10 protein-coding genes are annotated in these 12,670 nt (G+C 71.7%); 6 read left to right on the top strand and 4 right to left on the bottom strand.

Annotated features, from left to right (window positions below; all coding sequences use genetic code 11):
* The first annotated feature begins 111 nt into the window (after nt 1–111).
* The gene (locus ACX9TP_RS47820; protein ID WP_482977425.1) at nt 112–1,902 is read left to right on the top strand and encodes a S8 family serine peptidase; all 1,791 of its coding nucleotides are present in this window, start codon (nt 112–114) and stop codon (nt 1,900–1,902) included.
* Between the two features lie 94 nt (nt 1,903–1,996).
* Here the strand turns inward: ACX9TP_RS47820 and ACX9TP_RS47815 are convergent, their stop codons facing one another.
* Both ACX9TP_RS47815 and ACX9TP_RS47810 read right to left on the bottom strand, forming a co-directional pair.
* Nucleotides 1,997–2,476, bottom strand: a complete 480-nt coding sequence (locus ACX9TP_RS47815) for an anti-sigma factor family protein (RefSeq protein WP_482977424.1) — start codon at nt 2,474–2,476, stop codon at nt 1,997–1,999.
* Nucleotides 2,473–3,087, bottom strand: coding sequence for an RNA polymerase sigma factor (locus tag ACX9TP_RS47810; RefSeq protein WP_482977423.1), 615 nt, complete (start codon nt 3,085–3,087; stop codon nt 2,473–2,475). Before ACX9TP_RS47810 ends, ACX9TP_RS47815 begins: the two co-directional genes overlap by 4 nt.
* A gap of 352 nt (nt 3,088–3,439) precedes the next feature.
* Here ACX9TP_RS47810 and ACX9TP_RS47805 point away from each other — a divergent pair, with 352 nt between their 5' ends.
* The gene (locus tag ACX9TP_RS47805; protein ID WP_482977422.1) at nt 3,440–4,669 is read left to right on the top strand and encodes an acyltransferase family protein; all 1,230 of its coding nucleotides are present in this window, start codon (nt 3,440–3,442) and stop codon (nt 4,667–4,669) included.
* Between the two features lie 109 nt (nt 4,670–4,778).
* Here ACX9TP_RS47805 and ACX9TP_RS47800 read toward each other — a convergent pair whose 3' ends face one another.
* Nucleotides 4,779–5,072 (bottom strand): FruA-associating protein, FapA, encoded by a 294-nt coding sequence (locus ACX9TP_RS47800; protein WP_482977421.1) that lies wholly within the window; start codon nt 5,070–5,072, stop codon nt 4,779–4,781.
* Between the two features lie 120 nt (nt 5,073–5,192).
* Nucleotides 5,193–7,265, bottom strand: a complete 2,073-nt coding sequence (locus ACX9TP_RS47795) for an ATP-binding protein (protein ID WP_482977420.1) — start codon at nt 7,263–7,265, stop codon at nt 5,193–5,195.
* Nucleotides 7,266–7,494: 229 nt separating this feature from the next.
* Here ACX9TP_RS47795 and mhpA point away from each other — a divergent pair, with 229 nt between their 5' ends.
* The 4 genes from mhpA to ACX9TP_RS47775 all read left to right on the top strand — a co-directional run bounded on the left by mhpA (nt 7,495) and on the right by ACX9TP_RS47775 (nt 12,666).
* Nucleotides 7,495–9,057, top strand: coding sequence for a bifunctional 3-(3-hydroxy-phenyl)propionate/3-hydroxycinnamic acid hydroxylase MhpA (gene mhpA / locus ACX9TP_RS47790; RefSeq protein ID WP_482977419.1), 1,563 nt, complete (start codon nt 7,495–7,497; stop codon nt 9,055–9,057).
* A 96-nt stretch (nt 9,058–9,153) separates the two neighbouring features.
* On the top strand, nt 9,154–9,552 hold the full coding sequence (locus tag ACX9TP_RS47785) for a BlaI/MecI/CopY family transcriptional regulator (protein WP_482977418.1): 399 nt from the start codon (nt 9,154–9,156) through the stop codon (nt 9,550–9,552).
* Entirely contained in the window at nt 9,549–11,168 is a 1,620-nt protein-coding gene (locus ACX9TP_RS47780; protein ID WP_482977417.1) for a transglycosylase SLT domain-containing protein, read from the top strand. The genes ACX9TP_RS47785 and ACX9TP_RS47780 overlap by 4 nt, the downstream gene beginning before the upstream one ends.
* A 142-nt stretch (nt 11,169–11,310) precedes the next feature.
* Nucleotides 11,311–12,666 (top strand): MEDS domain-containing protein, encoded by a 1,356-nt coding sequence (locus ACX9TP_RS47775; protein ID WP_482977416.1) that lies wholly within the window; start codon nt 11,311–11,313, stop codon nt 12,664–12,666.
* The last annotated feature ends 4 nt before the right edge of the window (nt 12,667–12,670 follow it).

Below are 12,670 nucleotides of genomic sequence, written 5' to 3'. Positions count from 1 at the left end.
TTGCGCGCCGGGAACGGGACAGGCTGTCCTCTCGTTCCATCCGGCCCCGGTTGAGCGCCGGAAAGGGAAGCCGCACACGACTCGCTGGCCGGGGCGTGTAAGGAGAACGACATGAAGCGTTGGGTCTGGCTTGGGCTGGTGGGAGGCCTGGTGGCTTGTAGCGAGGAGAAGCCGCCCGAGGTGGAGCCCCAGGCCTGTCCGGGGACCGTCGAGGAGTCGCTGCCGAAGCCGCCCCGGGCCCAGGCGCTGACGTCGGATGATGGGCTGGAGGACGTGCTCATCAAGTTCCGGCCTCGCGTGTCCGCGAGCGCCAAGGCCAGCGCGGACGCGTTCGCCGGCGACGTGGCGCGGGTGGGCGGCCGGGTGAAGCGCCGCTTCCCCGACCTCAACCTCGTGTCCGCGCGGCTGTCGGCCGAGGCGCGCGAGGCGCTCGCGAAGAATCCGGACGTGGTGTCGGTGCGGCCCAACCGCACGGTGCACGCCTTCGGGCTGCCCCGGCTGCCCACCAGCACCTGGCTGCACGCCGCCAACACCGTCGGCTCCGTGGGTGAGTACACCCAGGGCCTGAAGATGATTCAGGCGACCGATGTCTGGGATGCCAACAACGACGGTGTGCTGGACACGGGCAGCGCGTCGGGCACGAACATCAAGGTGTGCGTCATCGACAGCGGCTGGGATGACCGGCACCCCGAGCTGAAGGCGGCCTACATCGGCGGCATGGACTTCATCGACAACGAAGACATCATCCCGGGCGACGGGCCGCTGGACCGCACCCAGCAGGATGGCGTCTACGTGTACGGCGGAGGCCATGGCACGCACACCGCGGCCACCATCGCGGCGCAGCTCGGCGTGGGGGGCAAGGTGCGCCCGGGCAAGGAGCCCAATGGCGTGGCGGGCGTGGCGCCCACCGTGCAGTTGCTGATTGCCCGCGTGCTGGATGTGAAGGGCAGTGGCAAGACGGACGACGTCGTCGCCGCCATCGAATGGTGCAGCTCGCAGGGCGCGGACATCGCCTCGCTGTCGCTGGGCTCGAACTCCCCGGATGAAGACGAGAAGGCGGCCTTCGAGAAGGCCCTGCAGGGCGGCCTGCTGGCCTTCGCGGCCACCGGCAACTCGGGTGCGGACCGGGTCGCGTATCCCGCCGCCTATGATGCCGTGGTGGCCGTGGGCGCGGTGAACTTCAAGGGCGAGTGGGCTCCCTTCTCGCAGTTCGGCAAGCAGGTGTCGCTGGTGGCGCCGGGCGTGGACGTGCTGAGCGCCGGCATCGTCGGCGCCTCCCCGTTCTCGGATGTCGCGGCGGTGGGGACGCACTTCACGTCAGACCCGCTGGAGTACTCGGCCATCAGCTCGTACACGGGCCGGCTGGTCAACTGCGGCCTGGGGGACAGCGTCACCTCGTGCGGCGAGGAGGCCACGTGCTCGGGCTTCGTGGCGTACGTGGACCGCGGCGGCGGCCTCTACTTCGAGGAGAAGGCGCGCAATGCCATCCAGGCGGGTGCCAAGGCCGTCATCATCGGCAACAACGTCACGGAGAACCCGGAAGGCGGCTTCACGCTCGGCGCGTCGTCCGGCATCTGGGTGCCCACGGCGTGGGTGCCCCTGGACGTCGCCAACACCATGAAGGGCGACCTCATCGGGCTGCAGGTGACGGTGGACGTCACCGGCTCGGACTACCTGGTGCAGTCGGGGACCTCCATGGCCACGCCCCACGTGGCGGGCGCGGCCGCCCTCCTGTGGAGCGCGCGCCCGGACCTCACGGCGGCCCAGCTGCGCGACGTGCTGGAGAAGAGCGCCAAGGACCTGGGCCCCGCCGGGCGGGACAGTCAGTACGGCTTCGGCCTGGTGCAGGCCGCCGACGCCCTCGAGTACGCGAACACGAACATCCCGCGCAGCGTGCCGTGAGGCGCGTGCGCGACGCGCTGAAGTGAGAAGACCCCCGGCGCCGCTCAGGCTCCGGGGGTCTTTTCCTGTTCCAGGGCCTGCGAGCCCGTGGCCTTCAGCGGGAGGAGATGATGGGCGAGGCCACGAGGCACGCGCCCAGGGCGGCCTCGAGCGCTGCCACGGCCTCACCCGAGGGGTCCTCGCACGCCTCGCCCATCATGCGCACGTCGCGGCCGCGGGGCTCGTCGCCCAGGGGCGTGGGCCCGCCCGGCATCAGGCTGAGGCCCACGAAGGCCACCGTGGCGGCGGCGGCCATCATCATCTTCCCCCAGTTGGCCCAGCTGCCCGCCAGGGGCACCCAGGGTGGGGGGGCGGGCCGGGCCAGGCGGGCCTCCAGCGCGGAGAAGCTCAGCGCGGGGCGCGCGGGCGTGCGGCGCGCGCGCTGGGCCATCCACCCGCGCTCCAGACGCAGCCACGTCAGGGCGTGCCGGCACGCGGGGCAGGTGTCCACGTGGGCATCCACGCGCGCGGCGTCCTCGGAGGACAGCTCTCCGGCGAGCAGCGCGTCCAGCTCTCCCTCACGGCATGCGCTCACGGCCGGCCTCCCACATGGGCGGCCAGCTGCTCGCGGAGCTGCAGCCGGGCGCGGTGGATTTCGTTCTTCACCTTCTGCAGGGACCAACCCATGACCGACGCAATCTCCTCGTAGGGAAGGCCGTGGTCGATGCGCAGGAGCAGCGCCGAGCGCCGCTCCTCGCGCAGCAGGCCGAGCGCGTCCGCCAGCAGGCCCTCCAGCTCGCGGTCCAGCAGCAGGTCCTCCGGCGTGGGCGTGGGGAGCACGGCCTCCACGCGGCTGGCGTGCTCCTCGTCGTCCACGTCCACGTGCACGCCGCGGCCGCGCCGGGACTCCAGGTACACGTGCCGGGCGATGCCCAGAAGCCACGCGCCCAGCCGGTCCTCGTCGCGCAGCGCGCCGAGCCGCCCGTGGGCGCGGACGAAGGTCTCCTGCGTCGCCTCGTCGGCGGCGGCCTCGTCGCGGAGCAAGTCACGCAGGAAGCGCCACACGGCGGGGGCATGGCGCTCGAACAGCGTCCGGAAGGCGGCGGGGTCGCCGGCACGTGCACGGCGCAGCAGGGCCCGCTCCCGGTCCATGTCGGACGGGGGCGCACCTGCCAGCACCATCTTCACCGCGGAGAGAAAGGCCACGGCCCCTCTGTGTCACGAGCCGTCCGGGAGTTTCACCGGGCCGTGTCTTTTTCCCAAGCCCGCAGGCGGTTGCCGGGCTTCCAAGGCCCGCGCCGTGCGGAGCCGTTCCCTGTCTGCGGCGGGTCTCGAGATCCACTCCGGGCGCGCTGCCGCCACGGTGGCCTCGCGCGTGGCGCCCCGGCCGGATGAAGGGGAGCGCCCGTCCGGCTGGTCGCCCTGTAGCGCGGAGACTCGCGACGCGGCCCGGGCCCAGGTTCCCGGTCTTGTTGGAAATTTCACGCGTTGGTAAGAGTCGGGCCGTCGTGCGCGAGGAGAGGGGCCGTGCACGGAAACCCCGAGGAGAGTCACCGTCATGTCCGCCAACCTCGCCCGCCCGGATGCCGCGGCGGCGCACGCTCCTCGCCTGCAGGGCCACCTGCCCGTGCTCGACGGGGTGCGAGGCCTCGCCGTCCTCATGGTGGTCTTCTTCCACACCACCCACCTGAGCGACCAGAGCGCCGTGGGCCGTGCGACGTGGTGGCTGGCCGGCGCCGGCTGGACGGGCGTGGACCTCTTCTTCGTCCTCTCCGGCTTCCTCATCACCGGAATCCTCTGGGAGGCGAAGGGGCAGCCGTTCTTCTTCCGCAACTTCTACATGCGCCGCTTCCTGCGCATCTTCCCGCTCTACTACCTGGCCCTCGCCGTCTCCTTCCTGGTGCTGCCGTCACTGGCCGGACGCCTCAACCTGGACCAGCGCATCACCACCGAGGGAGCGACGTGGTACCTGCTCTACCTCTCCAACTTCTACCAGCTGTGGGTGGACACCACGCACCCCATCCTGGGCGTGGTGTGGTCGCTGGCGATTGAGGAGCAGTTCTACATCGTCTGGCCCTTCCTCATCGCCGCCGTGTCCTACCGCGGCGCCATCCGCCTGTGCCTCGGCACCATCGCCATGGCCATGCTCGTGCGCGTGGGGCTCACCCTCTACGGTGCCAGCATCGAGAGCACCTACGTGGTGACGTTCTGCCGCGTGGACTCGCTGGCCGTCGGCGCGCTCCTGTCCCTGGCGCTGCGCCACCCGGAGGGCGTGGGGCTGAAGGCGTTCCCCTGGATGCGCTACGCCGTGTGGGCGGCGGTGCCGGTGGTGCTCACCCTCGTCGTGCTGCCCGTCGGCCCGGCCTTCCACACGGTGAACCGGACCGTGGGCTACACCGCCATCGCCGTCCTCTTCGGCGCCGTGGTCCACCGGGCCGTGGCCGTCGCGCCGGGCCACCCGCTCAACCGCTTCTTCTCCTCGAAGCTGCTGCGCACCTACGGCAAGTACAGCTACGCCATCTACCTCATCCACTCGCCGCTGGACGCCATCCTCCGGCGGACGTCCTTCCTGCGCACGCCGCTCAAGCCGGTGTTCGGCTCCGACTTCCCCATGCAGCTGGTCTTCTACGTCGTGGCCGCCGCGCTCTCCCTGGGCATCGCGCTGGTGAGCTGGAACCTCTTCGAGAAGCACCTGCTCAAGCTCAAGGACCGCTTCCCCTACGGCGAGCGCGCCAGGGCCGCCGAGCCCGCGCCGCTGGCGGGGGGCTCCACGGGCGCCGCCCGCTGACCTCTCCCCACGGTGTCTGTCTTTGCGCCGGAAGTGGCCTGAGGTAGGGCGTCAGGCCCCGCCCTCGCGCCACCTTCTTCGGGTGGTGGGCCACGGGGCCCCTCGGCCCTCAGTCCCGCTGCCTGCCGACGGCTTCCGCAACGCGCAGGGCCCAGGCCTCTGCCGAGTCCAGCTCCGCGCGGGCGCTCGCGTAGCGGTCCAGCCCCTCATCGGAGCCGTCGCGCGCGAAGAGGGCGTCATGGAACTCCTTCTGTGCGCGGGTGAGCCACTGGCTCGCCTTCTGCCGCAGTCGCGCCGCGTTCTGCGGCGTGACGGCCACCTGTTCAGGCGCCAGCAGTTCGTGCTCTTCGGGGTACAGCGACGTCATCTTGTTGAAACCGACATGTTCAAGGGTCGTAGTCATGCTTTGAGAATTTGCACCGCAGGGCGAGCGGGCACCTGACCAGTCGGGCATGTCGAAGTGTGATTCCGAGCAGAGCCGTGGGCCCGGGGAGGATGCACGCTCCGGGCCTGGAGCGCCGCGTCAGGCGCTGGGGATGCCCCGGGCCCGCGCCCTGACGCGCGCGGCCTCGTCGGCGTTCCCCGTCTCCTCCAGGAGCGCGGCCGCGCGGTGGTACAGCACGGCGGCCTCCAGGTGGCGCAGGGCTCCAGCCTCCGCGTTGGCGGCGGCCACCAGGAAGGGCGCGGCGCGGCGCGGCTCGTTGCCCTCCAGCCAGTGCTGCGCCACCACCGCCGGCGCGGCCCGGCGCACCTCCAGCGCCGCCGCGAGCCTCCGGTGGAGCAGGGCCGCCAGCGAGCGTGGCACACCCTGGCGCACCACCTCGAAGAGCAAATCGTGGGTGAAGCGCTCACTCCGGAAGATTTGCGCCGCCTCCAGCTCCGCCACGTGCGTGGCGAGCGAGAGGGCCGGCATCTCCAGGACTTCACTGGCCAGCTCCAGCCCGAAGTCCGTGCGCGCCAGCGCCGCCAGCCGCGCCACCTGAAGCGCCGGCGCGGACATCCGCTCCAGGCGCTGCTGGATGAGCTGCCGCAGCCGGACGGAGGGCGTGACGTGCTCGGGCCAGCCGCGCTCCAGCCCGCCCGTCTCCAGCAGGTCCTTGAGCGTCTCGGTGATGAAGAGCGGGTTGCCGCCGGTGTGCCGTGTCACGTCTCGCGTGAGTCGCTCGGCGCCGGGCAAGTCCAGGCTGCCCAGCAGCGCGCCCACCGCGTCCACGCCCAGCGGCTGCAGCTCGATGACGACGGCCAGCCCCGCCACCACCAGCTGCTGCACGCAGACGACGGCCTCGGGGGACAGCTCGTCGCTGCGGTAGGTGTCGATGAAGCGCGGGAAGCGGCCTCCCGGCCCGGGCGGATGGCGGCGCGACAGCATCAGCACCGCGAACTCGGCGGTGGCGGAGTCCATGAACTGCAAGTCGTCCGCGACGAGCGCGTCCACGCCGGAGCAGAGCTGGTAGATGAGCTGGCAGTGCGCCTCGAGGAAGCGGCTGCGGTCCGCCTCGTCCGCCATGGGCGGGGGCGGCCCCTCCGGCCCGGCCAGGTCCGGCAACAGCCGCGCCAGCTCGCGCCGCACCCAGGGCTCCAGCTTCGGGTCCGGCACCCGGGCCAACAGCTGCCGCACCAGCCGCACGTGCGAGGCATAGGGCACGTTCTGCTCGCCGGGCCGCGCCTCCAGCATGAAGTGCGTGCCGCGCGACGCGGCGAAGTCATGCGCTAGGCGCGTCTTGCCCACCCCGGGCTCGCCGGCGAGGAAGATGGTCTGCCCCGCCTCCCACGCCGCCTCCATGCGCGCCCACTCGCGCTCGCGTCCCACCAGCACCGGCGGGCGCAGCACGGACAGCGGCAGCTTCGGCTTCGGCGGCGGGCCGGGCTTGGCCGCCGTCGGGCCGCGCTCGATTTCGCGCGCCAGCGCCACCGTCTCCGGCAGCGGCGTGGTGTCCAATTCCTCACGAAGCAGGCGGCGGCAGCGCTCGAAGGCGTTGAGCGCAGCCATCCGGTCCCCGGACACGTAGTGCAGCCGCATCAGCCGGCGCCACGCCTCTTCCGAGTACGGGTCCATGCCCAGGAGCCGCTCCGCGAGCGTGAGCGCGCCCGACAGGTCTCCCCGGCGCTCGCACGCCTCGGACTCCAGCGCCGCGGCCCGGCGGCGCAGCTTGTCCAGCCGCTCCCGCGCGCCCTCCAGCCACGCCTGGAATTCGGTGCAGTCCTCGTACTCCAGCGCGCCCAGCAACACGCCATCCAGTTGCAGGGCCTGGGCGTGGCGCCCCGCGAGCACGTGCGCCTGCAGCTCCGATGCGTCCGCGATGACGCGCTCGCAGAGCGAGAGCACGTCCACGCCCTGCACCAGCTCCGCGCCACACGCGAGCCGCAGGCGGCGCAAGAGCTGTCGCATGTTGTTGCGCGCCGTCGTCTCGCTGGACTCGGCCCACAGCAGGCCCGCGAGCCGGTACTTGGGGTGCGGCCCTTCGAGCGCGAGCCACGCCAGCACTCCGGCCGTGCGCCGCTCCAGGGGAATGAGTCCCTCGCCGCTCCGAAGCCGGGCTTCGCCCAGCAGCTCCAGGCGGTAGTCGTGCGTGCCTGCCGCGTCGTCTCCTGCCATGTCCTCCCCGGCCCCCCGAGGTTGGGAGGAGCGCCAACCTAGCACGACGGGCCAGGGCCTCCGTCACGGGTAGGGATTGCCCCAGCACTGACAATCCTTGTCATGTGGGTTTCCCGCTATACGGCAGCTCGCCACTCTGGGCGGAAGCCGTGAAAACCTGTGAACGCCGTCACAGCGTGGTCACACCCTTTGGTTAATCAATATGCTTGAGATTACCCCGGGAGGCTCCATGGGTTGCGACAGCCAACAGTCCGACATGCAGGTCGATGTCATCATCAGCGGCTGCGGTCCGGTAGGCGCTCTCACGGGCAACCTGCTCGGACTGATGGGCGTGCGGACGCTGCTGCTGGAGCGGGATGTGGCTCCGCACGGCGAGCCGCGGGCCTTCTCGTGCGACGACGAGGGACTGCGCATCTACCAGGCCACGGGGCTGCTGGAGCTGCTCCAGAAGGACATGCGGGAGACGCGCTTCGCCGAGTACGTGGGCGGCTCCGGCAAGCGCTTCGCCGAGATTCATACGGGCGAGGCGGACTTCGGCTTCGGGCACACGCCGCTGTGGTTCTTCCACCAGCCGCTGCTGGAGGGCGCGCTGCGCGACGGCCTGCGCCGCTTCCCGCACGTGGAGCTGCGCAAGGGCGTGGCCTTCGAGAGCGCGGACCAGCGCCCCGACGGGGTGACGGTGCGCTACCGCGAGGTGGCCAGCGGCGAGGAGCACACGGTGCGCGCGCGCTACCTGCTGGCGTGTGACGGCGCGCGCAGCGCGGTGCGCAAGTCGCTGGGCATCCCCATGGCGGGCAAGGCCTATGGCGAGCCCTGGCTGGCGGTGTCCGGCACCATCAAGGGCGAGGCGCCCGACATCTGCCGCTTCGTGTGCGACCCGAAGCGCCCCGCCTTCGTGGCGACGGGCGCCGTCAATCAGCTCCGCTGGGAGTTCATGATGCTCCCCGGCGAGACGCGCGAGGAGCTGGAGCGGCCGGAGACGATTGCGAAGCTCATCGCGCCGTACATCGACCCGGAGCGCGTCCACATCGAGCGCGCGCAGGTGTACACGTTCCACTGCCTCAGCGCGGCGCGCTGGCGCGAGGGCAACATCTTCCTGCTGGGCGACGCGGCGCACACCATGCCGCCCTTCATGGGCCAGGGCCTGGTGTCGGGCCTGCGCGACGCGGCGAACCTCGCCTGGAAGCTGAAGCGGGTGATTCACGGGCAGGCGCCCGCGGCGCTGCTGGACACCTACGAGGCGGAGCGCCGCCCGCACGTGGCGGAGGTGCAGAAGCTGTGCGTGCGCGTGGGGCACCTGTTCCTGGCGCGCAACCCCGTGCTGGCCGCGGCCCGCGACGCGCTGATGCGCACGGTGCAGCGGATTCCGAGCGTGCGCGACTTCATCCAGGGCTTCAAGTTCAAGCAGCCCCCGATCCACGAGAACGGCTTCTACTTCGGCGGCAAGGGCACGTACTTCATCCAGCCCCGCGTGCGGCTGGAGTCGGGGGAGGAGGTGCTCCTCGACGACGCCCTGGGAAACGACTTCACGGTGATGTGCCGCTGGGACGCGCCCCAGGCGGAGCTGACCGCGGCGCGCGAGCTGGCCGAGTCCCTGGGCGGCCGGCTGGTGACGTTCCGCCCCGAGGCCGCGAAGTCCGAGGCCCCGGCCGTGGTGGACGTCACCGGGAAGCTGACGGAGTGGTTCTCCCGCCAGGCCGCCGACGTGGTGGTGCTGCGGCCGGACCGCTTCGTCTTCGGCGCGGTGAAGGCCGCGCGCCTGCCGGAGCTGCGCGAGGCGCTGGGCGTCTGAGGCCTCCGCGCCGAGACGACCCACGGAGAATCAACTAAGGACTTAGTTGACGAACAACTAAGGACTTAGTAGTTTGCTGGCCACGGAGGAAATCTCGTGGCCAGCAAACCCGAGCCCGAAGCGCCCCGGCCGTTGACGCCGGTGGAGCTCGAGCTGATGCAACTCGTGTGGAAGCAGGGTGAGGTGAGCGTGGCGGACGTGCTCGCCGCGCTGCCGCCGGAGCGCGCGCTCGCGTACACGTCGGTGTCCACCGTCCTGCGCATCCTGGAGCAGAAGGGCGTGGTGCGCAGCCGCAAGCAGGGGCGGGGGCACCTGTACTCGGCGGTGCTGCCGCGCGAGGCGTACGAGGCGCAGAGCGTGCGCCACCTGGTGGACACGCTCTTCTCCGGCACGCCGTCCGCGCTCGTGGCCCGGCTGGTGGAGGCCGTGCCGCTGGCCCCCGACGAGGTCGAGCAGATCCGCAAGCTGCTCAAGGCGAAGGGGGACAAGTCATGAGCGCCGTCCTCCGGGAGCTCGCCTCCCTCTATCTGGCCGTGGCCCTGCTGCTGCCGGTGGCGCTGCTGCTCTCGCGGCTGGCGCTGGCGGTCCTCGCTCGACTGGGGGCGCCGCTGTCCGCGCGCCAGTCTTTGCGCGTGGGACGGGGCGCGCTGCTGCTGGCGCTCGTCCTGCCGCTCGTGGCCACCCTGGCGCATGCGGTGTCCCCGGCCGGACCGCTCTTCACCTTCGAGCGCTCGGTGGCGCGGCATGCGGGACGCCTGCCTGGGCCCGCCTGGGATGCGCCGCCGCCCCGGCCCGCCGCCGCGAGCCCTCGCGAGTCCTTGCCCACGTCCTTGCCCATCCTTCCCGCCGCCGCGCTTGTGATTGCGCTGGGCGCGTCTGTCTTTACCGTCCGGGCGCTCGTGCGCCACCAGCGCCTCTTGCGCCAGCTGGAGTCCTGGCCCCAGGTGCGCGGCGTGGGCCGTGTCCGGGTGGTGCTGGGCGAGGAGGGCACGCCCGCCTTCTCCGCATGGTTCCCGCGCCCGCGCGGCGGGCCGTCCGCGTGGGTGGTGGTGCCTCCGTCCGTGCTCGGTGACGCGGAGTCGCTGCGCCTCACGGTGCTGCACGAGTTGCAGCACCACCGCCAGCGCGACACGCACCTGGCCTTCGCGCGCCTGGTCCTCACCGGCGTCTTCTTCTGGCATCCCGCCGCGCACATGCTGTCGCGCTGGCTCGTCTCGCTGCAGGAGTTGGCGTGTGACGAGGCGCTGGTGGCGGGCGGCCGGGCCCAGGCGCACGCGTATGCCCGCTGTCTGCTGCAAGCGGCGCTCACCCTTCCAGGCACGCCGTCCCTTCCCGCCGGAGCCACCGGCATGTCCCATCCCACCGCGAGGAGAATCGAAATGCTGTTCCAACCCCGTCCCTTCCGCGCCCACGGCGCCGCGGCGCTGCTGTCCGCGCTCTTCCTCGTCCTCCTTCCCCTGGCGACGCTGGCCGAGGGCGCGGCGCGCGGCCGCACGGTGACGCTCGCGGAGGCGAAGGCGCTGGCCGAGTCCAGCCAGCCCGCCGGAGACCTGCCGGTGGTGGTGGACGCGAAGGTGGTGGAGCAGCTCAACCGGCTCATCGGCACGGAGAAGGGCCGCGCCTTCATGAAGCGCGCGCTGGCGAACCTGGGGACGCACCGCGAGGCGCTGCTCACGGGCCTTCGCGCCAAGAGCCTGCCCGAGGGGCTGCTGGCCGTGGCGGTGGTGGAGTCCGCGGTGACGAACATGCCCGAGACGGACGGGCGTCCCTCACTGGCCCCCGGCATGCGCGGCGCGGGCGTGTGGATGTTCATCCCGGAGACGGCGCGCCGCTACGGCCTGGAGGTGAGCGCCACGAAGGACGAGCGGCTGGACGTGACGCGCGAGACGCAGGCCGCCGCCGCCCTGCTGTCAGACCTGCACACGCAGTACGGTGACTGGCGGCTGGCGCTCGCGGCCTACAACCAGGGCGAGAAGAAGGTGGACGAGGCGCTCGCGAAGGGCGGCAGCCGTGACGTGAGCGCGCTCATGGCCGCCGGCCGGCTCAACGACTACACCGCCACCGTGCAGGCGGGCCTGCTCATCGTCCGCAATCCGCACCTGCTGGACTGAAGCAGCGGGTGTCCCCCTGGCCGCCGTGCCGCCGTGCCGCCGTGCCGCCGTGCCGCCGTGCCGCCGTGCGAGTGAATGGTTCTGGACGACAGCCGGCTTCCCGGTGTTGTAGGCCGGCGCCATTCACCGGCAAGGGGACCCCATGCACGAACAGCTTCGACCCAGTGGCCTTGCGGCCGTGGGCTCCCTGCCCTGGGGCGCCCACTTCTGCCAGTTCTACGACGAGCAGGCGGACCTCGTGGACACGCTCGTGCCCTATTTCAAGGCAGGGCTCGACAGCAACGAGAAGTGCCTCTGGGTGACGTCGGAGCCGCTGCCGGCCCGGGACGCGCGGACGGCCCTGCGCAATGCCGTGCCGGACCTCGAGGCGCGCGAGCGCCGCAACCAGATTGAAATCATCGACCACCACGACTGGTACACCGCCACGGGCAAGCCCGACCCGGACTCCACCCTGCGCGGCTGGGTGGAGCGCGAGGAGCAGGCCCTGGCGGCGGGGTTCGCCGGGCTGCGGCTGACGGGCAACACCTACTGGGTGGAGCGCTCGGACTGGAACGGCTTCGTCGACTACGAGTCCCGCGTCACGGGGACCTTCAGGGGCCGGAACATCATCGGCCTCTGCAGCTACTGCCTGGGCAGGTGCCAGCCCCACGACATCCTGGACGTGGTCGCCAACCACCAGTTCGCCCTCACGCGCAGAGGGGGCGACTGGCACCTCATCGAGAGCGCCGCGCTGAGCATGGCGAAGGACGAACTGCACCGGCTCAACACGGAGCTGGAGCAGCGCGTGCTCGAGCGTACCGCCGCGTTGGAGCACGCCGTCCGCGCGCGGGACGAGTTCCTCTCCGTCGCGTCGCATGAGCTGAAGACGCCCATCACCTCGCTCCAGCTCTACGTGCAGGGCCTGGTCCGCGCCCAGTCGAAGGGCACGCTGACGCCGGAGCAGCTCAATGCCCGGCTGAACCGGGTCCAGGTGCAGTGCGGCCGGCTGGAGAAGCTCATCAACAACCTGCTCGACGTCTCCCGTGCGGATGCCCGGGCTCCGGCGCTCCAGCGCGAGTCGTTCGACATGGCGGAGCTCGTCGCGGACGCGGCGGAGCGTTTCGCGGAGGAGTTCGCCCGCGCTGGCTGCGAAGTGACGGTGGATACGCGGGAGCCCGTCGTGGGCTGCTGGGACCGGATGCGGCTGGAGCAGGCTGTCACCAACCTGCTGCAGAACGCGGCCCGCTACGCGCCGGGCGCTCCCGTGCACGTGCGCGTCCAGGGCGAAGGCCCCTGGGCCCGGGTCGTCGTGCGAGACAGCGGCCCGGGCATCCCCGAGAAGGACCACGCCCGCGTCTTCGAGCGCTTCGCCCAGGCGGGCAGCGAGCAGTTCGCGGGCGGCTTCGGCCTGGGGCTCTGGATTGTGAAGCAGGTGGTGGAGGCCCACGAGGGCACCGTCACGCTCACCAGCCGCCCCGGCTCGGGGGCGAGCTTCACGTTGATGCTGCCGTGTGACTAGCGCC

It is taken from the genome of Pyxidicoccus sp. M15 (genome assembly GCF_056858435.1).
The sequence above is the reverse complement of the archived record's forward strand: the minus strand, read 5'-3'. Positions and strand labels throughout refer to the sequence as shown.

What these genes read in the sequence shown, in the direction of transcription:
- ACX9TP_RS47820 (WP_482977425.1), top strand. Translation starts at nt 112, where the DNA reads ATGAAGCGTTGGGTCTGGCTTGGGCTGGTGGGAGGCCTGGTGGCTTGT.
- ACX9TP_RS47805 (WP_482977422.1), top strand. Translation starts at nt 3,440, where the DNA reads ATGTCCGCCAACCTCGCCCGCCCGGATGCCGCGGCGGCGCACGCTCCT.
- ACX9TP_RS47800 (WP_482977421.1), bottom strand. Translation starts at nt 5,072, where the DNA reads ATGACTACGACCCTTGAACATGTCGGTTTCAACAAGATGACGTCGCTG.
- ACX9TP_RS47795 (WP_482977420.1), bottom strand. Translation starts at nt 7,265, where the DNA reads ATGGCAGGAGACGACGCGGCAGGCACGCACGACTACCGCCTGGAGCTG.
- mhpA (WP_482977419.1), top strand. Translation starts at nt 7,495, where the DNA reads ATGGGTTGCGACAGCCAACAGTCCGACATGCAGGTCGATGTCATCATC.
- ACX9TP_RS47780 (WP_482977417.1), top strand. Translation starts at nt 9,549, where the DNA reads ATGAGCGCCGTCCTCCGGGAGCTCGCCTCCCTCTATCTGGCCGTGGCC.
- ACX9TP_RS47775 (WP_482977416.1), top strand. Translation starts at nt 11,311, where the DNA reads ATGCACGAACAGCTTCGACCCAGTGGCCTTGCGGCCGTGGGCTCCCTG.